Below are 21,819 nucleotides of genomic sequence, written 5' to 3'. Positions count from 1 at the left end.
ACCGGCACCGACTTATCCGCCGGTGCTGGTTCAGCCTGTACCGCAACCGGTGGCAAACCCACCGTGATGCCAGCCCCCACGACCCACACCACACTCGCCGCCCACAGCCTCCTCGCGAAGCGATCCCGCCGCCCAGCCGACCCAGAGGAACGCATCAACATGCTGAACTCCAATCGCGAGGAAGGTGGCGAGGAAGATAACCCGAGCAGGCCACCACACGCAGGCCCCGCCATGTCCAAACAGGAACAGCACCGATCGATGCGCAGACACGGGATTTCATCAGTGGCCACCGATGACCCGAGTCATTCCACTTCGGATGATCACGGGACGTAGTCACCAACCAAGATCCGCACGCTCGTTCGAACGGGCGGCAATGATGTTCGCCAGTGTTATGCGATCGTAATAATCCAGTAGCGGCACCGCTGCTGATTTTCGGTCAGACGATGCCCGTCCGGACGGAGACGATCAAATCACCGACCGCCGACCGTTTCGGAGTGTTGGACGCTGCTTCGGACGCCACCTCCGAAGCGGCAGTAGACAGCCGAGCTTGAATAAGTACTACGTGGATTATGCGGATTCGGGAGTCGGATGCGCCCGGTCAAGCAGCCCAAACGGCACCCGCTCAGCGATACCTAGGCGGCAATGTCCGAACCGCATGCGACCACGCCCCGGGATGGCTGAACTGCTGCATGACCACTCGCCACCTGCCCAGCGTCTACGCATTCTTCCAGCAGGCAAACATGTCCGCGGATTGGCAGCCGACCGGGGTTGCGGGTGCTGAGCAGCGCCACCTCGTCGGGATACGGCGGATACAGTCTCACCTCGTCACTGGCGTGGACTGCGCAGTCTCCTGGCCTGCGTCGATCACCACCACCAACCCCACAAGATCCCACGGCGGCCGCGTACGCCCCACCCACCGTGGTCGGCATATCGGCGTGCCTCCGCATGCCCGCCGCGCCACAGCACCGCCTGTACAACGAGGACAGTCACGGCTATCCGAATAGGGGGTGGGCGATCGAGAAACAGCCCTGCACAGTCCAGAACGGCCATCAGACACAGAAATATGCCCATCAGTGATCGCCGTTAAGACAACAAATTTCAGGCCTCTATAACACCTGGGCAGAGCCTATCTTGAGTCAAGCTGGTCTCAGTCCAGATCGGATGTCGGTGGTCGAGGCTTGCGTAAGCGCGGTGGCTCGACTTGGTATAGCGTGTGCTGGCTGAGAGGAGCGCCGCTATGCGATCTCGATGGGGTGCTATGGCCGCGGCCGCGGCGATCATGTTTGTTTACACACCCGTTGCTGCACAAGCCGATCCCCCGCCTCCGCCGCGCTACAACCTTGGCGTGTCTGTGTCGCCAGGGAATCTCACCACTGTGGTGGGATCGATTCACCACATGAGGGTCGAGGTCCGCAACAGCGGTCCCGAGTCGACCACGCCGCCGGATGTGGAGCTCAATCCTCCACGCCTCGTCGAGGTGGAGCTTCCCGCGGGTACGCAGGTGGTGGCTGGTTCGATCTCACCGAGCTGCACGCCGGCGGTCGTACTGCCGGCCGATCCTCGCCGTTTCAACTGCCTTCTGGGTACCGTGCCACCAGGCAGTGGCTTGATAGTCGGTTTCGACATGAAGATCACCGTTTCGAGCAGCGGCGGCGTTGGCACGGCTTCGACCAGAACGTTCGGCCCGGGCACCGACCTGGACACCGACCCCACCAACGACCAGGCCTCGTTCGCCATCACCTTGGTCCCCGGTTACGACATGATGGCCCTGGGAACCCGTGTGGAAGGCAAGGTCGGGTCGACGGTGCCGGTGACCGTGGGGGTGAAGAACCTCGGCCCGGACACGTCGGACTCGTCGCTGGGGTCGGGCCAGTCCAAGCACGGCCTGCATGTCCGGTTGCCGGCCGGTACTGAGATGGCTCAAACTGAACCCCCATGCTCTCTGCTTGCCGGTCGGGTCGACCCGACCGGGTTTGTTTGCACGCTGTTCCCGCTGGCGCCGGGCGAAAGCCTGCTGGTCACCTTCCATGTGCGCATCACCGCGCGGCCCACAGGAACCGGGACAGTCATCCGCGCCTGGGACAACATCTTGAGCCATGTGCCTGACCGCGACACCAACCGGGACAACGACGGTGCTCTGATCACGTTCGCTGCCGCGGAGCTGCCGCAAACTGGCACGGATACCTCCACGATCGCCGGGATCGGCGCGGGTACGGCCGCAGTGGGCGTCGTCGTGCTGCTGGTGATCAGGCGGCTGAGCAAACGCCGTGAACAGCGCCTGCGCGCATTGTCACGACCGGAATGACTACCCTGATTCAATTCCTCGCCAACCGATCGCCGGCGCCACACCACGACGGTCGGCGGGGCTCACACTTAGCCGAGCAGCTCGACTGCCGTGCTGGACAGAGGTTGGCGAGTTTGGCGAAGCCCGCCAGGCCGAACACTTCACGCTCTCACCGACCTCGTCATCACCCCATATGCACGACCGTCGCTTCACCACACGTGATCACACCGAGATTGGGATTGGCCATCGACCACCGCGGCCACCGACATCCGGCTAAGACCATCAGCGCGGAAGAGATCGTCACGCACTTGACCTTGCCGGGCTCGCCGTCGGCGTCCGCTGGAGCGGGCGCGGACATCCTGGGCATGTTCCCGGTGCGCGCCCATGCCATGTCACCGACTCCGATCGACATATTTCGCTCCTTTGGTCGGGCCTGATTCATCTGCTCGCGCGGTAACCCGATAATCAGTCCGCCCAAGGGCAGCCTGGTTACCGGGATCGCCAGCATGGCTTCGTTCATCGCAGCGGCCAGTCGGCGTCGGGCAGGTGCGGCGGGTCGACGGGGCCTGCTTGCCCGGGGGCCAGGTGTGTCCAGCCGCTGACCTCGTCCCAGATCACCTGCAGGTCGCAGTGCCGGCATGCGGCGATGCTGTCGATGGGTGGGGTGACCAGTTGCAGTTGCCGGTTCATCGCCCGGTCGGGAGGTGCTGCTGGGTGCCGATGAACATGACGTAGCTTTCGACGCGGCGGTTTCCACCGCCGCCAAGGTAGGAGTGTTCGACGGCGGCGGCGAGGTATCCGGTGTCGGCGTGCAGGTGCAAGGTGATGTGGCCATGGACATCGTCGGTGGTGATGTACAGGCCTGGGGCGGGTGGGCCGACGGCGGTGTAGGTGGGGATGTCGGCCGTACGCACGCTGATGCCGGCGGTGGTGGCCAGCAGGGTGAGTTCGGCGGCGCGGGTTTCGCGGGTGATGAGGTAGCTGGTGTGGGCGGCGGCAATCGCGCGCAGGAGCTGGGCGGGGCTGTCTATGCCGGGTCTGATGGTTTCCAGCTGCCGCAGCATCACGTCGGGTTCTGCGGCCAGGGTGGGCGGCCACTGCCGGTGGGCAGGCAGCTGCCCTGCCGTGAAGGTTTGGCGGCTGGGGGTGGCGTCTGCCCAGAGGTTGGCGCCGACCATGGGGGTGGTGAACGCTGTTGCGGGTATGTCGGGCAGGGTCAGGGTGTGCAGGTACCCGGAGCCGTCCAGATCCCGCCACGACGTGGTGCGCCGGCGCGACATCGCCGCACCCTGGCGTGTCCACAGTTCCAGTTCGCAGAAGACGCTGGCTGAGGTCACCTGAGGGGCGGGGCCGGTGGCCGCCTGCCGCGCCAGCGCGGCCAGAACCTGGTCTGGGAACTCCCGGCGGGGCAAGGGCCGCGGTGGCGGAGTGGTGTGGTCGTGGTCGGTGTCGGCCGGTTTGGCGTACGCGTGGGGCGAGGCGGCGCTGCGGAACACCACGGCTGCGGCGGTCAGCATCAGCAGCACGAGGGTGAACGCGGCCAGCCCGTAAAGCCACGGATGACGCGGCGGTGTCGGATCGGCGGTGACCTTGTCGGATTCGGGACGGGACATGGGTTTCCTTTCAAGGGAGGCGTCGATTACCTAGCGGGCACCCGCGCAACGTCGGGTAGGACGGTGAGGTTTGCTGCGGGCAGGGGGTGGCATGCCGTCCTATCTGGACGTCGCTTGCTGTTGATGCAGGCCCGGGGGGCTAGCCGCGGTGGGCGTGCAGGTAGACGGTGACCGCGGAGGTGGTGTCGAGGTTGAGCATCATCGTGCGCCACGTGCCCCGGCCGGTGGGTTGCCGCTCGCGCAGGCCGGAGACGGCCTGGGCGGTTTCGGGGTCCCACAGGTTCCCGCCGCCCACGTTGTGCGCTGCGGTGATCGTGCGCAGGCCTTCGGTGAGTTCACCGGCGAACTTTGCCGAGGCCAGGAACGTGTCGAGTTCTGTGCGGGGGAGCCGGAACTTGGCTGACAGCATGGTTTCCAGGCCGTTGCTGTAGGCGCCGGACAGCAGGACGGTGCCCGGTGGCAGGGTGACCTCGGCGACTGCCTCCACCTGTGATGCCGATGCCGGTTGAGCTGGTGACTGCACCGGCAGCGCAAAGATGCCCTGTCCGCCTATGATGCCACCCAACAGCGTGATGGTGATCAGACTGACAAGACCGCTGACGGCAGCGGAGATCAGCACGACCCTGGTGGGCCGTTGGCGTGTAGGCGGGCTGACGGTGTCGGCCATACGGGTCCTTGTCTTTCGCAGGCTGATGTGGTGTGGCGGGTGCCCGCCCACAACGCGGCAGCGCGCGGGCACCCGGGTTCTGGTCGTTGTGGTGCGGGGTCCGGCCCTCGGGGTGCGATGCCGAGGGCCGGACGTCATGGGCGCCCCGACGGCTGATGCCGGCGGTTGCCGTGCGGGGCGTGCGGGGTGGCTCGGTGGCGCGGGCGGAGGGTGCGCCACCGAGCCGGGGTGGCCCGCACCGGGCGGTTGTGCAGGCGTTGGCGTGCGCCGGTGCGGACGTGTGGGGTGGGGATGGCCGCGTGGCCATGGGAGAGCACGCGGCCATCCCGTCTTGCGGTGCGCGGGAGGACACCTGTTGGCACATCAGGGGTCTCCTGCGGTCAGCCCCGCAAGGCGGCTGGCAGGCCAGCCCGGCAGGGTCGATGAGGCGGACGGTCCGGCGGCGGTGTGATGCGACGCGGCCAGGTCGGCGATGAACTCGTCGATCTGGAACTGGCCGACGCCGGGCATGCAGCTGACATGCGAACAGCAGCCGTGGTCGGCCAGCACCCATTTGGCGCGCACCACCTGCGGTGGGGTGCGCAGCACGACGGTGAAGGCGTGCGGGTTCAGCCGTGCCTCCCAGCCGAGGTCGAGCAGCCGCTGGAAGGTGTAACGGGCCAGCCGGCGTGACGTGTCGGCGCGGGCGCGCAGCCCGGGTGCGCCCAGGGTGGTCAGCACCTGCCACAGCAGCAGCGGGGTGTGCCCGGAGCGTGAGCCGGTGATCGTCATGTCGGCACTGCCCACATAGGATGGCCGCCCGGCGGCCACAGCGTGTGGCTGGCGGTCGTAGACGAGCACAGCGCAGGGCATCACGGGCGATCGCGAACACATACCTGGCCACGGTGTGATGGAAAGCCGCCATCGCCGCCAGCACGCTGGTGATCAGAAGGACCGTCGCCAACCTCACCACCGGCGTGCCGTAGACGCTGCCCAGCAGCGAAAAAGGCAACCCCGCAGCCGGGTCGCGGGCCACCTGCACCACCCGGCCAGGGCCGACCGCGACAGCCACGGCGAACGCGGACAGCGTGTAGAACGCGCCCAGAAACACCACCGAGGCGAATATCGCGGTGCGGACCTTGCCAGCGCCGCGGGCCTCCTCACCGAACGCCGGGCCGTTCTCGAACCCCACGAAAGCGGCCATCCCCAACGCGAACATGCCGCCGACGCCGTTGACGAACAACCGCGACGGATCCAACGCCGTCCATGACAGCCGCCCACCCGCCGGGTTGGCCAACGCCGCCACATCGAATAAAACGATCATTGCCAACTCCACCGCCAACAGAATTCCCAGCAGCCGGGCGTTGGACGTGATCCGGCCGACCCCCAACACGGCCACCAGCAACCACGCCACTCCCGCCCACACCCACCACACCCCACCAGCCCGATCGGCCATCGTGACCCCGAACAAGGGCAACATCGAGATCTGGATGCAGTCGTACGCCAACAGCACCACCGCTCCGGCCGCGATTCCGGCCAGCGGCCCCAACCCTTGCGCCACATAGGCGTAGAACGGGGCCGGGTGCACCACGTGCTTGGCCATCGCCACATATCCGACAGCCAGCAGTACCAGTGCCCCGGTGATGATCACGAAGCTCAACGGCGCCCCGACCACCCCGGTCAGCGCATACGTGCCAACGATTCCGCCAGCGAGCACTGTCAACGGGGAGCTGGCACCCACTCCGAAAATCCACAGCGCCCCCGCACCCAACGTGCGGCGCGCCAGCACCACCCGCTTCACCCGCGGACTCCCGGCGGCTGTCTTTGGGCGAGCATCATCGACTCTCCTTGCATCGCTTGGGTTTCGAGTGACTAAGACGTTTGCCCCGGGGCGGATGGGTCTAGTTGCGGCTCAGCATGATCTGATGGACGATGTTGGTGGGGTCGTCCAGCCACACCGATTGGCCGTACCGGGATACCGTCACCCCGAACCTTGCGTATTCGGGACAGTCGCGGGAGCGCCACCATTGGTAGGCGACTTCCACCTCATCCCACAGCCGGCGCGGCCCGCCCTGACGAACCTGATACGGCCCGTCGTCCCCGTCGGGGAACTGAGCCCACGCCCACGAACCTGTGCCAGGGGCATCAAGCCTGATGACATGGCCGTGCGGCAATTGTTCGGTCCACCTGTCGACGTCGGGCACCAGCAACGCCACCGCTAGGTGCGCACCGTGATCGTCAAACACCTTGCCGGAGTACAGCACCGTCTGGCGTGTTTCGCCGCCGCGTATCGGCCCTTGTTGCGTGCTGCGCCGCTGCCCGCATAGTGCCGTAAAGGACGCCGAGTCGACGAAACCGCCGCTGGCCGAGCCGTTGCCATGCGATTCCAGCACCAGCAGCAGCCCGTCAAGCATCGCCGTGCGCCACGGCGTAACGACAAGACCCCCGACCTCGGTCTGTTCGATCCACGCCTGCGGCACGCGGTACACCGCACATGTGGCGATCACCCGCTCGAAAGGTGCCGCCAGCTGATAACCAAACCTGCCATCAGCGGCCACCACCGACACACCACTGGACGGGCCGAAACCAGCAGCCGCCAAGGTATCGCGCGCCTTGTTCGCCAGCACCGGATCGACTTCGATACTGATCACCGTGTTGCCTGGCGCATATGCCGCCAGCAGAGCTGGCGTCCACCCCGATCCCGCGCCGATTTCCAAGATGTGGCTTGCGGTTTCCACCCGCGCCGCATCGAGGATCCCAGCCACCACCGAAGGCGCCGACAGACAACCTGCAGGTGAGTTGCCCACGGGTCCACTCACCGGCGTGGCACCGTCGTCGTACAAGGTGATCAGCGGCAGGTCGGCATACGCCGCTTCAGCCCATCCATCCGGATCACCTTGCCGCGACAGCGGCAACTCATTGACCCACAACGTATCTGGCACAAACAGATGACGAGGCACACGCTGCCAAACCGGCCGCCAAGCATCCGGCAGATGACCCCTTGCCAACAGGCTGTCGATCATCGCCTGATTCGCGGCATCCAACTCCCCTCGCCCGCTCACCGCAATCCTTGCCATCATGACTGCCCCGGTTTCGGGGTCTCCTGCGACTTTCCCAACTTCGACGAGTCATGATCGCCTTGATCGGCGACCAGCATTTCATGCTTGGCCAAAGCCGTCCCTCCCAGTCGGCAGCCAAAATGATCACTGCTGGCTGGATGATGGATCAGGTATTCGCGAATGGCCTTTAGGTCGTCCAGCGAGCCACTCCACGACATTCCGCGATCCCAGGCCAGCAAATCGCCATAAGACACAACGCAATCTCCCGTATTGGGTCTTGACGCTCGCACGACTTGTGGATCCACTCCTGAACCTGATGCGTCACGCATGGAACAGGCTCGGCGCAGACCAGAGGCACCTTTGCGGCCCACCGGCAGGTCGGCACGGACCAGATCAGTCATCGCATCCCCCTAGATCAACAATCGGGAACAGCCTTAGACGGTCGTCGGTGGCATGCACGGCCCTCTCCTCGTCCTTCACGCTCCGTAGTCGTGCACAGCAGGTATCACAAACAAGTTTGTTGATTGGTGGTGTCCGTCGAAAGTGCGCCGACGGGACGTATCGAGGACCTCCATCGGACATGCGTCGCCACCGGCAATTCACACCGCCGCACGCAATGCCCTACCGTTGATGTCATGTGGGCATCCAGGCACATCACGTTGCTCAGCCGCCTTGTGCGGGAGGAACGCCGATGGACGATCGAGGAGACCTGCTCGGCATTCGAGCGGACGGCTCGGGAGATGGGCGAGGACGCCACCTTGTCGGTTCGGCAACTCCGTCGTTGGATGGACGGCAAGGTCCAACGACCCCAACCGGTCTCGCGGCGTGTTGCCGAGCAGTTGTGGGGATACCCGTTTGACGTGCTTGTAGGTCCGGCAGAAGTCACGTCGCAGACGCTCGCCGACGGGCGTCAGTACCCCCTACCCTCAGGTGAGGTGCCTCATACGCGAGGCAAGCCCGAGGTAGGTGATCTCACGGACCGGCGGCAGGCCCTCCAGGCGCTTGGGGCGCCCGCACTGGTTGCAGGCATGGTCGTCGTCAACTCCTTCGCGCAGACAACCTCCCTCGCCCAGCAATTCGACATGCCGCACGAGATCATCGAGCGACACCGACGACTGGTCGCAAGTTCACCGGCGCACCTTGACGAGATCGTGGTGCACCTCCGAGACCAATGGCACGCTCTGGTGAGGACCGACAACCTCCTCGGCCCGCGCTTTGCCATCGTCGGTGTACTGAACCAGATCGCGGTGATCGAGGAGCTAGGTGCTGGCCTGCGTGGCCAGAGGCGGCTTGAGATCGTGCGCCTCGGCGCGCAATATGCCGAGTCTGCCGCTTGGCTCTACGAGGACTCCGGCAACATTGCGCAAGCCCGCTACTGGACCAGCCGCGCAATGGAGCTGGCGCACGAGGGCGACGACGAGCGCATGCTGGCATGGACGATCTTTCGACGCTCGCAGCAGGCAGCTACCGCGCTTGATGTCGCGCAGGCAATAGGACTCGCTCAGGCCGCGCGTCGCCATGACGAACGGCTGGCGACGCCGACCCGGGCCGCCATCCGTGTGCAGGAAGCCTACGGCCACGCGCTTGACGGCAACGAGCGAGCCGCAAACACACTCCTTGACGCGGCCCACACCTGGGCAGCGAGTGACGCCGCCGGCGACGCCCACGAAGGGCACGGGTCATATTGCACACCGAGCTACATTGAAATCCAGCGGGCGAACTGCTGGCTAAAGACAGGTAAGCCAGACAAGGCGATCGCCTTGTACGAGGATGCCATCCGCACGCTACCTGTGGTCTACCAACGAAGTCGCGCGGCTGCGCTCAGCCGCCTTGCGGCCGCTTACGTGGCGACCGGGCAGATCGAGCAAGCGGCCGGAACGGCACACGAAGCCCTACCGGTCGCTCGGAACGGTGGGTCGACACGCATCGTGGATGAGGTCAAAGACCTAGGCAGACAGCTAGCGCCACATCGAACGCTTCAACGAGTAGCAGCCCTGCTCGACGATCTAGCGGATGGGGAGCCGTAGACCGTGCCCATTAATTTCTACACCCCAGAATTCTATGTATTCAACAACTTTTCGGCCCATGCAATCGAATTCAGGGGCGTGCTCTACCCGACTGCTGAACATGCCTACCAGGCCGCGAAATGTACCGACTGGCACGGCAAAGAGGAAATTCGCCATGCCCGCAGTCCATATCTCGCCAAGAGCCTGGCCAACGAGAAATACAGAGCAGCTAGGGATCCCGATTGGGACAGCAAGAAACTCGCGGTTGTAGAAGAGATCCTATGGACGAAGCTGGCCCAGCATCCCGAGGCTCAGGAAGCCTTGAAGGCAAGCGGCGGCGAAGACATTGTTGAGGATTCGCCGACTGACTACTTCTGGGGGGCGGGCGCGGACGGCACCGGGCAAAACATGTTCGGCAAGATTTGGATGAAAATCCGTGAAGACAATGAGCTCTTGCAAACCTGAAGGCGATCACTGGCGCGAAGTGTAGGGCGAGCGGCGGTGAGTCGCCCGGGCCTGGGAGAGGTCCTAGGTTGTGACCAGCATGGCCTGGTCGGGGTGGGTTGAGCGTAGAACATCGATTCGCATTCGGCTGGGGTAGGTACCGGATGGCCGAGTGCAGCCGGCGATGGTTGTACCACCAGTCGGCCCATTCGGCGGTGGCCAGGTCGAGCTGTGCCACCCCTGCCCACGTGGACACGTGGGTGAAATCGGCGACCCACCGCTGATGCGGCCGCGTGGCGGTGAAATTGCGCTGCAGCAGGTCACCGGCTCGGTGGTGAGCCGGATCGGCAACGGTGGTGCGGATCTTCTTGCCTCGCCGAGCATCGGCCAGCCAGCCCGTGGCGGGCGCATCAGCCGCCCACAGGGCACCCGGGCCACCTGCACACCTTCCCTACGCAGCGGATGCCAGATCTCGCGGGCCGCGTGCACGCCGGAGTTCACCGTGTGAACGCGCTGGATATGTTGCAGCACTATACTATCGCGCACATCACGCACGGACGGTGGCAGTGTCTTGGCGTTGTAGTAGGTGCTCGCCGCGATCGGGCAGCCGTACTCGGTCAGCACGCGGCAGATCGGCTCGACACCACCGAACCGGTCCCGGTTGTGGTCGATAAAATTCACGATTATCGCTGTGGCCGGTCGAGCTCGGCCGCGAAGAAAGCCGATGTGGCCTTCAAAATCTCGTTGGCACGCTTCAGTTCAGGGCTCTCTCGCCGCAGCGCGCTTGATCTCCGCCGACCCGTCAGTCGACATACCAGGACGTGTACGGCATCGACCTCAGCTTGCCGCACCCACTTACGCAGCGTCTCCGCCCACCCGACCCCGAGCTTCTTAGCGATCGACCCGATCGCTTCCCACTCGGTCCCGTAATCGGCTCAGTTGCTCGATCACCATGTGCACCGCCCGCTCGCGAAGCTCCCTCGAGTACTGCTTAGGTATAAAAAATCCCTCTCAAGGAAGAAGATCTCCACCAGCTCCGGGCCGATTCATTGATGATCATCTTTGCCGACGATGCCGGCTTCATCACCGGCCAGAAGCCCACTGTAGACGACGGACAGAACATGTGGTGGAGGAGCACAGTCGGCTTCAGTACGAGCCGTCAGTGCTGACCGCGAGCCGTTGCCCGGCAGCACATTTACCGATGGGCCAACGCCTCGTCCTGCCGAGCGAGCGTCGAAGCCGACCTGTGTTGACCGCCTTCGTATCCCGTCCTCAACAGGCCGGGCCGCAACCTGTGGTGTTGTCGCGCCCGGATTGTTTCGGCGTTGTCCGTCGGCGAGGTGGGTCTGCGGCGTGCTCGGCGTACGTCGACAAGGTGTCGGTCAGGTCCGGCGCGGCGGCGTTCGGTTGAGGCGCTGCACCATTTGCGCGTGGAGGGTCTGTGCCTGGGCGCTGTGGCCGAGGTGTTGGTGGGCGTCGATTGCGGCTTGGTAGCAGGCTTGTGAGTAGGGGTCGACGGTGATGCCGGCCAGGGCGTGCTCGAGGGCCTGATGGCTGGAGGACGCGGTGTGTGCGAGGCGGGCGTGGGTGTCGGCGATGAGGTGGCGGGCGGTTTGCCGATGTTCGGGCAGCCAGTCCCAGGTGTGCCCGTCGGCGATGGGTCCGAGGTAGCTGGCGACGGCGTGCTCTAGGTGACCGTGCTGCAGGTCGTGCAGGAGCTGCCACCAGTCGACGGTGATCATGTCGGGGTCGAGGCGGTAGCTGTCGTCCAGGCGGGTCAGCACACTGCGGTCGTCGATGGACAGTAGCCTTCTGATCTCGTAGAGGCAGCTGTTGAGGCTGCCGGCGGCGGAGGCTCGTGTCATGTGTCCGAAGATGTGTTCCAGGAGCTCGTCGCGGGTCGCGCCGTCGGGGTGCAGGGCCAGATAGACGGCGATCTGGCGGGAGCCGCTGCGTCGTATGTGCGTGTCGGGGTCCGCCGGTGTGCTCAGCCGCACCCTGCCCAGGACGTGCAGGTGAAACGGCGCCAGGCGGGGCGGCGGTGACGGCGCCGCGGCTGGCGGGATCGTTGCGGGCTCGGTGGTGGGCGGTTGAAGGGTGTGGGCGATCTGGGCCAGGGCGGCGGGGTTGAGGATGTTGAGTCTGCCGACGTTTTCGGAGTTACAGGTGGTGTGGCCGTGGCGGTCTACTGACCATGTGGCGCCGGGCTTCCACGGCCCGGCGACGACGATGCGGATGTTGAGGTCGGCGCCGAGTTCGGCCAGCGCGGCGACCCGGCCGGGCGGGGCTTGCGGTTCAACAATCAGCAGCAGCGGCGGATGGCCGCTGTCCGCGGTCGATTCCGTTGGTGGGGTGCCCGTGGTGTATCGGTGATGGATCTCCATTTGGACGGCGTGCAGCGCGGCGTGCAGGTCGGCCGTCGTGCGCAGGCCGGGCAGGGGCTCTGAAAGCGAGGCCAGGCTGTGCACCAGGTCGCCGGTCACAATGACCGTGCTGGTGGTGCAGGCTGCGGCGGCCAGGATGCCGCGTAACGCGTCGGCGCCGCCGGGTCCGGTGATCCCCACGCCGTGGCGGGGCAGCGCGGCGATGCCGATGGCGGTGCGGTGTTGAACACCGATGGTGTGCGGGGCTGTGGTGGCCGCATCGTGCTCCAACGCGGCGATGTCGTCGCCGCCGGCGGCGGGGTGCTCGTCGGCGGCGGGGTCGATGACCGGATGCCGGGCGGCGCGGATGGCGCGCAGCAGGGCTGATGCCGGTGGGGTGGTGCGCGATTGCAGCAGGTTGATGGCGGTAGCGGCGAGGATCCCGGCGGCCAACGGCCACACCACCCACCCGCCTGGCACCTCAACACCGCGGCTGGTATCGGCCGGCTGGTCGAGGTCGGACGCGGCCGCCCCGCCGCCGTGGTCTGCACCGGCGGGCGGGGATGGCGTGCCTGGCGGTGTAGCTGGGCCGTGACCGGTGGCCGGTCGGGCCGACTGGAGATCGGGTGTGGTGGGCGTGGCCACCGCAGGGGCGGCGGCGTGGGCCGGTGCGGCCAGGGCGATGACGCTGGTGCCCAGCATCCCGGCCGCGAGCACACGCATCGGCGCCGGCAGGATCAGCGGCGGCGGACGGTGCGCCAACCGGGTCCAGGCCTCCAGCCCGATCGAGAAGACCAGCAGCAGCAACAACAGCCAACCCGCCACAGCAACCACAGATTTGATCGTGGGATAGGTCAATGGGTGCTCGGCGAAGCTGGCCCACTGGGCGGCCGAGGGCCAATGCGCCGGCAGCGGCCTGCCTGCCCACCAGATCAGCGCGGCGGCCGCCCCGCCCAGCAGCGCTACCGTGAGCAGTAGCGAGGCGAGCATGCGGAAAGCCCTCGCGATCGGCGCAGTCACGTGCCGTTCACCGCCCCTCGCATACACCCCATGGGGATCTATGGTGTCGAGGATTGGACCGACCGACAAGCAATCGACGTTGATCGACACTTTGGGGCACACTGTCCGCTATGGATTTTCGCCGAACCACGCTGGCGGTCGAGATCGGAGCGGTGAGCACGGTCGCCGCCGTGGACCGTGACGGTCGTCGCACGGCGCTGGTCGTCGGCGACCTGATCACCATGCCCACGCCGATGATCGACGGCTGCGATCTGATCACCGCGGTCACCACCACCCATCGTGAGGCTGCCGGCCCGGTCGTGACAGCGCTGGCGCAGCATCTGCGCGCGGTGGCCGCGCATGCCGGCCGGGTCGACGTCGCGGTGATCACGGCACCGCCGACGTTCGGTCGCCGGCACCGGGAGATGCTCACCGCGGCCGGGCAGGAAGCCGGCCTGGGCGTCGTGCAGGTACTCGACGAGGCCGCGGCGGTGGCAGCAGAGTCGTTTCCCGACGCACCTGAAGACGCTGTCGTACTGGTATGCCATCTGGGTGAGCGGGCCAGCCCGGTCAGCGTGCTACGCCGTCACCGAAGCGGGTGGGAACGCGTTGCCACGCAGCAGATAACGGAGGCGACCGGCGACCGCCTCGATCACGTCTTGGCCCAGCAGGTGGCCCTGCACACACCTTTGGTGAACAGTGTTCGCGACCAGCTGGCACACGCCCGGCCACAGCTGCGCGCCGGCCGCAGCGCCGCCGTAGTCGTGCCCGGCCAACCGGCCCCGATCAGCCTGTCCCCCACCGACCTGCAGCATGCAGCGCAGCCACTGCGGCAAGCCGTGACCGACGCCGTGGCAGACACACTCGACGCCGCCGACGTGCACGCCGACCGGCTGCACGGCGCTGTCGTCTACGGCGACACCGCCGCAGTGCTCTCACCCTCGCAGAACGACCACGATCGGCTCGGTATCCCCGCCACGCTCGCCGCACAGGGTCGCCTCGCCGCCGTCTACGGCGCCCTCGACAGTGTCACCGCCACCCCGTCCACGTTTGGCTTGAGCAGTCCGCGGCCGGGCTGGTCGTGGTATGGCAGTGCCCTGGCCGCACCCATCGTGTGCGCAGTGGCCGGTGGACTGCTGGTATGGCAGCTGTTCGACATCGTGACACGGTCGATGCCCCCACCGTACTCACGCCTGCCCGTGGACTACGAGAAACTGCGCATCTACTTCGACACCGGCATCTTCGCCATCGCCGGCTGCGTGTTGACGTTGGCCTGTCTAGCGATGGGCCGCCAATTCGCGGCGGCGCTGCTTGCCGACCGGTCACATGCGGCCGCCCGGCAAGCCGGTCGACTGTACGCATTCTCCGCTGTGGTGGGCCTGGCCGTCGCCGTCCTGCAGGGATTGCTGGCCCAAGCAGTCATCGGCGGGAACACCATCTACACCCCGCCGTACCTGACCTCGGCGATGGCAGGCGCCGCCGTCCCGGCTGTCACCGCCATGGCGATCGGTCTAGCCGCGCCATGGCTGCACGGCCCACCACCATGGACCGAACGCGTGCACTTCCCCCTCAGCTCAATCGTTCTCGCCGTAGGCGGTGTCCTGGCCATCGAGGCCCAATCCAACAGACTGCTGACCACCACCCTGCCCCGGACCCTGGTCGCGATCCTGGGCATCTGCGGCGCCGCGATGCTGGGCGTGGCCATCGCGTTGGCACTTGTCACCCAACCAGCGGCCCGGCTGGTCCTGGCCACCCTGATGGGCACCGCCTGCATGATCATCGTCAGTTTCGACAATCTGCACAGCACCGCCGTGGTGTACCTGTTCACCGTCGGGCTGTGGTGGGTCCGCCGCGCCAGCCGTGTCGTCGCCGACAACCTGCCCCCACAGTGGCGCAACCCACTCGGCTTAACCCGCAACGACACCGGCGACAGCCATCACCGTTAACGGCCGGCCTTGAGGTAACTGTCTGTTGACAGCCACAACGCAGCCGCGCTGTCCCGCTGTCACCACCAACGTATGCACGCCGACCACAATGGACGGACGCTAGAACGCCGGTCCCGTGCCGGTGCAGGGCTTGATGCGCGCCCTGCTTCACTGCACCGCAAGGTCGAGGACGAAATGCCGACACATCCTGCCGCCTGCTCAACAGCTGCACGCAATCCGCACCCGTGTCCGAGTCGCAGCAGCAACCCTTCAATGGCCCACAATGCGCGTTGCGCGGACCCGCGGATTAAGAGTCACAGCACTGGCCAATGTGGAGAGCTGCTTCTCTTGCTCGGACGAGGCCTGGCGTCCGTAGGCGCTCGGCTAAGTATGAGGCGGTTGCTGTCACGGGATGACGTGGTCGGTGCATGGTTCATGGAGTCTGGACACAACATTGACACGTATGCGTCAACGGTGGGGATATTGAACTCATGGCCCCTTGACCCCCAGCCGAGTCCAAACACGATCCTCACCACTGCTCAGCAGCTGTTTCGCCTGGTAATCCTGTTGGTCTGCGTTGGCCTGACACTGACCGGAATGTCGATATTTGCTAGATCGTCTCCCAGATTTCTCCCCATGATCGTCACAAGGTTGGTCCCCCGAGGCTCTGCGTCCTGTCGCGCAGGCACTGCCCTGCCAGACCTTCGGTGCGCGACAGGTAGCAGCTAGCTGGCAGCCCTGCTTTCAGAGCGCCCGGGTTCCAGGGCGGGTAGCCCTGGCCGCCGGAGGCGCTCTCCGGATCCAACGGGCGGAGCCCTTGGCCGCCGGAGGCCTGCCCTTGGCTCGCCAGCCTTGGGCCGGCACGCATGCCAGCCGGGCACTCCATCATGCTCGGGAAGTTCATCCAGGTCCAGGACGAGTAGTCCTGGCCGCCGGAGGCCCTTACGGGCGGAGCCCTTGGCTGCCGGAGGCGCGGTTTTGGCACTGCTAAACGGCCCTTTAGGGAAAGTTGGATGGTCGGCTTGCCCAGGTCGGCCTAGCAGCGGGTGCGGCTGGAGGACGTGTATGGTCACACTGGCCGTTGTGAATCTGCCAAGTCGCAAGTTCCCGGTACAGAGAAAGCCCAAACGTCCTGCCAGTCCTGATCTTCCGCTCAAACCCATGAGATACTGGCTGGTCGTCACAGCGACCATATTCGTGGTACTAGTTGGCGGCGCAGCGGGCCTGTGGCTTGTGGGCGTCTGGGACCTGCCCCGGCCTGTAACCGAATTTGATCGGTTAAGACTGGATCGTATAAAGACCGGTCTGACCATTGCAGCCGGGCTGGCGGCGGGCGTGACACTATTGGTGGCTTTGCGTCGGCAGGCCATGAGCGAGCGGGCGCAGCGATACGCAGAGCAGGCGCAGCGTTTCGCAGAAAACGAGGCGTTAGAACAGCGCACCACCGCTCTGTATGTAGCGGCAGCGGATCAGCTCGCGAGTGATAAGGCACCTGTACGCCTCGCGGGTCTGTACGCACTGGAGCGACTAGGGCACGGCAACCCAATGCTTCGCCAGACAGTCATTGACGTGTGGTGTGCCTACCTGCGAATGCCCTACACACCTCCGCTTGAGGTACTACGCCAGAACGACAAGAAATCTCCGGCGTTCCCTCAGCCAGACTCGCCGCCGGATCAAGCGCAGGAGACTGAGCGTCAGCAGGAGCTTGAGGTTAGGTTGACAGCTCAGCGGCTGCTGGCTGCACATTTGCGTGGCCATGCTTCAGGCGGTGTGTCAAGCGGCAGTTACTGGTACGCGGAGTCTGGCTCTCGACTGAACCTTGATCTTACTCGGGCCGTCCTCGTGGATTTCGACCTCAAGGGTTGCGTCCTCGGCAGCGTCACCTTCAACTGGGCCCAGTTCCATGGCGCTACTAACCTGATAAGGACGGAGTTCCATGGCAATGCATCGATGCACTCAATACAGTTCCACCGAGCAGCCATGTGGAAAGGGGCGCGGTTCCACAGCGAGGTTTTTATGCGCTGGGGAAAGTTCTATGACACGGCTTTCCTGCATGAGGTCCGGTTTTACAAAGGAACCGACCTGAGCTGGACGCACTTCTACGACATGGCTTTCCTCGACAGTGCCCGGTTCTATGCCGAAGTTGAGCTGCAGGGGGTAGAGTTCCACCAGCCCACGCACATGGACAAGACGCAGTTTCATGCTGACGCCGATCTGGAACAATTGCGGTTCCACGACAATGATCAGCTATTTACAGTGTGGGCAACGAGTCGAGCCACGCTGCCGGCTGGCTACATCCTTTCAAGTACGCCAGTACACGGTTCGCTTCACGCAGTTGTAAATCAAGGCAGGGCTTCTAAGACCGAGCGCACCAGCCAGCCTCCCGAGGATGCCGCGGGACAATAGGCACTCACGCAGGCGAGCCAATGCGAACTCGCCCGTAGAAACAGACGCCCCGCGACGCCGAGTTCGGAGCCTGACACATGTATAAAACTGACGATCATGCTTGACACCTGAGGGATCTTCATTGAACTTGGAGATTCCATGGACACCCACCACTTGATCGTGACGGTAAGCGGCGCCTGGCGATCATCCAGCATGTGGAAGAGGTCACTGGCAACGTGGCCATGACGTGCCGATACTTCGGCATCACCCGGCAGGCCTACTACCTGATGCTGCGGCGATACGAGGCCGAGGGTGTGGAAGGACTGCGTACCCGGTCGAAGCGTCCGAAGACGAGCCCGAACGCCACTCATCCTGAGGTGGTGGGCAAGATTATCTACCTGCGGCAGAACTACCACTTCGGACCCGAGAAGATCAAAATGTATCTGAAGCGGTACCACGACGTGGAGATCAGCAAGTCGGGGATATGGCGCATCCTGGACCGGCTGGGGATGGGCCGGCTACCGGCCTCACAGCGCTACAAACGCCATGACCGACGGTGGAAACGCTACGAGAAGCAGTTGCCCGGCCACCGGGTCCAGATCGACGTCAAGTTCCTTGCCCCGCTACCTGGTGCCCGCAAGCGTTTCTATCAATACACGGCGATCGACGACTGCACCCGCCTACGCGTGCTGCGCGTATATCCGGCGAACAATCAGAAGACCGCGATCCAGTTCGTGGACTATGTGCTGCAACGACTTCCGTTCCAAGTTGAGGTGATCCAGACCGACAACGGTGCTGAGTCCCAGTCCTCATTCCATTGGCACGTCTTGGATAAGGGCATCAGTCACGTCTACATCAAGCCACATACACCGCGGCTCAACGGAAAAGTCGAACGTAGCCACCGCATCGACGAGGAAGAGTTCTACCGGCTACTCGAAGGCGTCGTCATCGACGACGCCAAGGTCTTCAACAACAAGCTCCAGGAATGGGAGGATTACTACAACTACCATCGACCTCACGGCGGCCTCGACGGCCAGACACCCTACGAGCGGCTAAAACAGAAGACCACCAAATCCCTTCAGGTGTAGAGCATCCATGTCAGCTGCACATTTCGGAGAGGGCATTTCGGAGAGGGCTCACGGAGCTCGGAGCGGGACGGAGCTCACGGGAGCTCACGGAGTGTGCAGCCTGAGACCAAGCACTCGAAGCCCGGGCACGGTAGAAGGCAGCCTCGGACACGAGGCGAGATTGACATCCGCCATCACGATAGACACAGACATGCGCCCTGTCCGGGTACATATATTGCCTTTGCACCCACGCATGTCTTCCAATCAAGCCTCTAAGCGCTTGATTGGCTGAGGTGTTCGGCATCACCGGTGCGGCCCGCTGCCCGGTAGCTTGTCACAAGGTTAATGCGTGAGCTCAGGGTGTCGGGATGTTCGGGCCCGAGCAGTCGCTCATGGTCGGCCAGGTTGCGCTCGTGGATGGCGATGGCGTCGCTGTGGCGGCCCGCTGCTTGGTAGCTTGCGGCGAGGTTGTTGCGCGAGATTATGGTGTCGGGATGTTCGGGGCCGAACAGCAGTTCACGATCGGCCAGGTTGCGCTCGTGCATGGCGATGGCATCACCGTGACGGCCCGCTGCTTGGTAGCTCGCCGCAAGGTTGTTTCGTGAGGTCAGGGTGTCACGATGTTGGGAGCCGAACAGCCGCTCACGATCGGCCAGGTTGCGCTCGTGCGCGGCGATGGCATCACCGTGACGGCCCGCATCCCAGTAGCTCGCCGCAAGGTTGTTGCGCGACAGAAGGGTATCGGGGTGTTCAGGGCCGAGCAACCACTCGTTGTCGGCCAGGTTGCGCTCGTGCATGGCGATGGCATCACCGTGACGGCCCGCTGCTCGGTAGCTCTCGGCGAGGTTGTTGCGGGAGCCCCGGGTGTAGGGATGTTCGGGGCCGAACAGCCGCTCACGATCGGCCAGGTTGCGCTCATGCATGGCAATGGCATCACCGTGACGGCCCGCATCCCAGTAGCTCGCCGCAAGGTTGTTGCGTGAGGTCAGGGTGTCGGGATGTTCGGGACCAAGCAGACGCTCACTGTCGGCCAGGTTGCGTTCGTGCATCGCGATGGCATCACCGTGACGGCCCGCATCCCAATAGCTTTCGGCGAGGTTGTTGCGCGAGGTCAGGGTGTCGGGATGTTCGGGACCAAGCAGACGCTCGTAATCGGCTAGGTTGCGTTCGTGCATTGCGATGGAGCGTGAGGTGTCACCAGCCTGGCTCAGCCGTTCTGCCGCCCAGTTGACAATCCGGAGTAGGTCGGTGGTGGGTGGGTCGATGTGCGTGGTCAGGCTGTAGATGTGGGTAACGAGTTCGTCGAGGTCACCGCGCCTGAGAGCGACTTGATGCTCGCCAAGGTCGTCGGTGAGGACTTCCACCATGTTGGTTGCTTGGGTCATCGGGTTGTTGGTTTGCTGCTGTGCGTTGTCGGCGGCATGGTAGCGGACCACTTTGCCGGTGAGGCGGTGCACGGTGACGATAATGGGATCAGGTCGGGAGTCGTGTTGGGCGGTCTGGGCGAAGGTGACCAGCGACAGGTTGGAGGTGGCTGCTAGCGCTTGGTCCAAGCGCTTGCTGTCCATTTCTAAGGCGGCGGCCGCTCGGGGGTCGGTGAGCAGGGCGCGGCTGATGCCTTCTGGAGCCAGTATTGATAGGACCTGGAGAAGACGTTGGGCGTCGCCGTAGGTGTCGTGTCGCTTCAGGGTCTGTAGTGAGATGTCGGTGGCGGCCACCACTCCAGGATGCTGTGCCCCCGCCAGCCGTTGCAGGGCTTGACTGACGTCGACTTGGGCCAGCCGCGACAGGTAGTCGGCATAGGACCATTTGTTCAGCGCGATGGCTGCGGCGGCTTGGGCCAGCCCGAGCGCGAGCCAGCCCACTTCCTGCCCGACTGCGCGGGTGTCGTCGGTGTCGGGCAGGTTGGTGGCCCGGGTCAGGAACGCCCGTCCCTGCTGCGGCGTGAACATGCCGACGTGGACCGGGACGATGCCGGCCATCGCGTTGACTTCCTGCCGGTTGGTTGTAATGAGCACTTTGGCGATGCCTGTGGTCGGTAGGTAGGCGGTGATGCTGTCGGGGTCGTCGACGTTGTCGAACACCAGCAGCCGCCGCTTGCCATCGTTGCCGCCTACCATGCGGATCACGGCTGCAGCGATTTGCTCAGGGGTACGCTCCGCGGTGTCCAGCTGGAGTTCGGCACCTAGCCGAGCAAGTTCGCTGACTGGGCCGAGAAGTCCTTTGGCCTGTTCGCTGCCGTCGTCGGGAATGGTCTGAGCGTTAATCCACGCCACCAGGTCATAGCCCTCCGCGGCACACTGCCGGGCGTGGGCCGCCGCCAGCTGGGTCTTTCCCGCTCCACGCGCGCCGGGCAACGCCACCAAACCGACCCGGTCGCCATCGGCCAGCGCCTGCCGCAGTGCCTGGCTTTCTGCTGGGCGCGGCTGAAACCAGCGCGCCTCACCCGGGATCACGCCAAACCTGATCTGGGCAGCCGGAGCGGCCTCAGCACCCCTGGGAGACTGCACGGCAAGATCTGATTCAGTGGACGCAGCGGGATCGGGCGCCGAGGGCGTCAGCAACCCGATGACGACGGCCGCCAGCAGTGCCACCGCCGCTAACACAGCACCAATTGGACTCCCATAGCGGTCAGCATCTGCCAGCGTCTGCCCGATGAAAAACCGCACCAGCACGACGACGGCCGCCAGGCCGACCACAGCCACGACCGCCGTGACCAACAGCCGCCGCTTCGAATACCGCACGGCCATCATCATCGACTACCAATGCAAGACGGACATCCGCCGATCAACCCAAGGTACGGCGGATATCGATCATAGGCAATCATGAGATCATTCATGATCCGATGTTGCACGTCAACCGCCCCAGAATCATTACGCGTCAATCGGGGCCTGACACGGAGACCTTACCCGGTAGAGGACACCGGCAGAGGAGACCCCGGCCCCAGGCTCGCCTCTCCTTCGCGGGAAGGCCTGGGCGTCTTCGTAGTCACCGATTGCAAACAGGCGTCGCGTTTACCGGCCCCGGG

At 64.8% G+C, this 21,819-nt stretch carries 16 protein-coding genes and 1 pseudogene; 7 read left to right on the top strand and 10 right to left on the bottom strand.

Annotated elements, in window-relative coordinates; genetic code table 11:
- Positions 1–1,396: 1,396 nt before the first annotated feature.
- Positions 1,397–2,305: an LPXTG cell wall anchor domain-containing protein gene (locus Rhe02_RS18830; protein ID WP_203909569.1), complete on the top strand. Its 909-nt coding sequence runs from the start codon at positions 1,397–1,399 to the stop codon at positions 2,303–2,305.
- A 163-nt stretch (positions 2,306–2,468) separates the two neighbouring features.
- Here the strand turns inward: Rhe02_RS18830 and Rhe02_RS18825 are convergent, their stop codons facing one another.
- The 8 genes and pseudogenes from Rhe02_RS18825 to Rhe02_RS18790 all read right to left on the bottom strand — a co-directional run bounded on the left by Rhe02_RS18825 (position 2,469) and on the right by Rhe02_RS18790 (position 8,003).
- Positions 2,469–2,804 carry a hypothetical protein gene (locus tag Rhe02_RS18825; RefSeq protein WP_203909568.1) on the bottom strand — a complete coding sequence of 112 codons (336 nt, stop codon included), beginning with the start codon at positions 2,802–2,804 and terminating at the stop codon, positions 2,469–2,471.
- Complete coding sequence (locus Rhe02_RS18820; RefSeq protein WP_203909567.1) at positions 2,801–2,974, bottom strand: hypothetical protein; 174 nt, start codon at positions 2,972–2,974, stop codon at positions 2,801–2,803. The genes Rhe02_RS18825 and Rhe02_RS18820 overlap by 4 nt, the downstream gene beginning before the upstream one ends.
- Entirely contained in the window at positions 2,971–3,897 is a 927-nt protein-coding gene (locus tag Rhe02_RS18815; protein ID WP_203909566.1) for a hypothetical protein, read from the bottom strand. The genes Rhe02_RS18820 and Rhe02_RS18815 overlap by 4 nt, the downstream gene beginning before the upstream one ends.
- Before the next feature lie 139 nt (positions 3,898–4,036).
- Positions 4,037–4,564 (bottom strand): hypothetical protein, encoded by a 528-nt coding sequence (locus Rhe02_RS18810; RefSeq protein WP_203909565.1) that lies wholly within the window; start codon positions 4,562–4,564, stop codon positions 4,037–4,039.
- A gap of 363 nt (positions 4,565–4,927) precedes the next feature.
- A complete protein-coding gene (locus tag Rhe02_RS18805; protein ID WP_203909564.1) occupies positions 4,928–5,437 on the bottom strand; it encodes a PLP-dependent aminotransferase family protein in 510 nt (169 codons plus the stop codon).
- A 34-nt stretch (positions 5,438–5,471) separates the two neighbouring features.
- A pseudogene (locus Rhe02_RS50935) lies at positions 5,472–6,194 on the bottom strand (APC family permease); the annotation flags it as partial.
- A gap of 250 nt (positions 6,195–6,444) precedes the next feature.
- Positions 6,445–7,566, bottom strand: coding sequence for an rRNA adenine N-6-methyltransferase family protein (locus Rhe02_RS18795; protein ID WP_203909562.1), 1,122 nt, complete (start codon positions 7,564–7,566; stop codon positions 6,445–6,447).
- A 53-nt stretch (positions 7,567–7,619) separates the two neighbouring features.
- The gene (locus tag Rhe02_RS18790) at positions 7,620–8,003 is read right to left on the bottom strand and encodes a hypothetical protein (RefSeq protein WP_203909561.1); all 384 of its coding nucleotides are present in this window, start codon (positions 8,001–8,003) and stop codon (positions 7,620–7,622) included.
- 234 nt (positions 8,004–8,237) lie between these two features.
- Here Rhe02_RS18790 and Rhe02_RS18785 point away from each other — a divergent pair, with 234 nt between their 5' ends.
- The 3 genes from Rhe02_RS18785 (at position 8,238) to Rhe02_RS18775 (ending at position 10,560) form a co-directional block, all read left to right on the top strand.
- Positions 8,238–9,629: an NsdA family TPR-like regulatory protein gene (locus tag Rhe02_RS18785; protein WP_505973676.1), complete on the top strand. Its 1,392-nt coding sequence runs from the start codon at positions 8,238–8,240 to the stop codon at positions 9,627–9,629.
- Positions 9,630–9,632: 3 nt separating this feature from the next.
- Positions 9,633–10,073: a riboflavin biosynthesis intermediates N-glycosidase gene (gene ybiA, locus Rhe02_RS18780; protein ID WP_203909559.1), complete on the top strand. Its 441-nt coding sequence runs from the start codon at positions 9,633–9,635 to the stop codon at positions 10,071–10,073.
- A gap of 235 nt (positions 10,074–10,308) precedes the next feature.
- Positions 10,309–10,560, top strand: a complete 252-nt coding sequence (locus tag Rhe02_RS18775; RefSeq protein WP_203909558.1) for a hypothetical protein — start codon at positions 10,309–10,311, stop codon at positions 10,558–10,560.
- Between the two features lie 874 nt (positions 10,561–11,434).
- Here the strand turns inward: Rhe02_RS18775 and Rhe02_RS18770 are convergent.
- The gene (locus tag Rhe02_RS18770; protein ID WP_203909557.1) at positions 11,435–13,435 is read right to left on the bottom strand and encodes an AfsR/SARP family transcriptional regulator; all 2,001 of its coding nucleotides are present in this window, start codon (positions 13,433–13,435) and stop codon (positions 11,435–11,437) included.
- A 110-nt stretch (positions 13,436–13,545) separates the two neighbouring features.
- On the opposite strand from Rhe02_RS18770, the gene Rhe02_RS18765 reads away from it, so the two are divergent.
- The 3 genes from Rhe02_RS18765 to Rhe02_RS18755 all read left to right on the top strand — a co-directional run bounded on the left by Rhe02_RS18765 (position 13,546) and on the right by Rhe02_RS18755 (position 18,812).
- Positions 13,546–15,360 carry an Hsp70 family protein gene (locus Rhe02_RS18765; RefSeq protein ID WP_203909556.1) on the top strand — a complete coding sequence of 605 codons (1,815 nt, stop codon included), beginning with the start codon at positions 13,546–13,548 and terminating at the stop codon, positions 15,358–15,360.
- Between the two features lie 1,140 nt (positions 15,361–16,500).
- A complete protein-coding gene (locus Rhe02_RS18760; RefSeq protein WP_203909555.1) occupies positions 16,501–17,745 on the top strand; it encodes a hypothetical protein in 1,245 nt (414 codons plus the stop codon).
- Positions 17,746–17,921: 176 nt separating this feature from the next.
- Positions 17,922–18,812 carry an IS481 family transposase gene (locus Rhe02_RS18755; protein ID WP_203909636.1) on the top strand — a complete coding sequence of 297 codons (891 nt, stop codon included), beginning with the start codon at positions 17,922–17,924 and terminating at the stop codon, positions 18,810–18,812.
- A gap of 251 nt (positions 18,813–19,063) precedes the next feature.
- Here the strand turns inward: Rhe02_RS18755 and Rhe02_RS18750 are convergent, their stop codons facing one another.
- A complete protein-coding gene (locus Rhe02_RS18750; RefSeq protein WP_203909554.1) occupies positions 19,064–21,535 on the bottom strand; it encodes a tetratricopeptide repeat protein in 2,472 nt (823 codons plus the stop codon).
- Positions 21,536–21,819: the final 284 nt, after the last annotated feature.

The organism is Rhizocola hellebori (assembly GCF_016862955.1).
In the GTDB taxonomy this organism is placed as follows: domain Bacteria; phylum Actinomycetota; class Actinomycetes; order Mycobacteriales; family Micromonosporaceae; genus Rhizocola; species Rhizocola hellebori.
The sequence above is the reverse complement of the archived record's forward strand: the minus strand, read 5'-3'. Positions and strand labels throughout refer to the sequence as shown.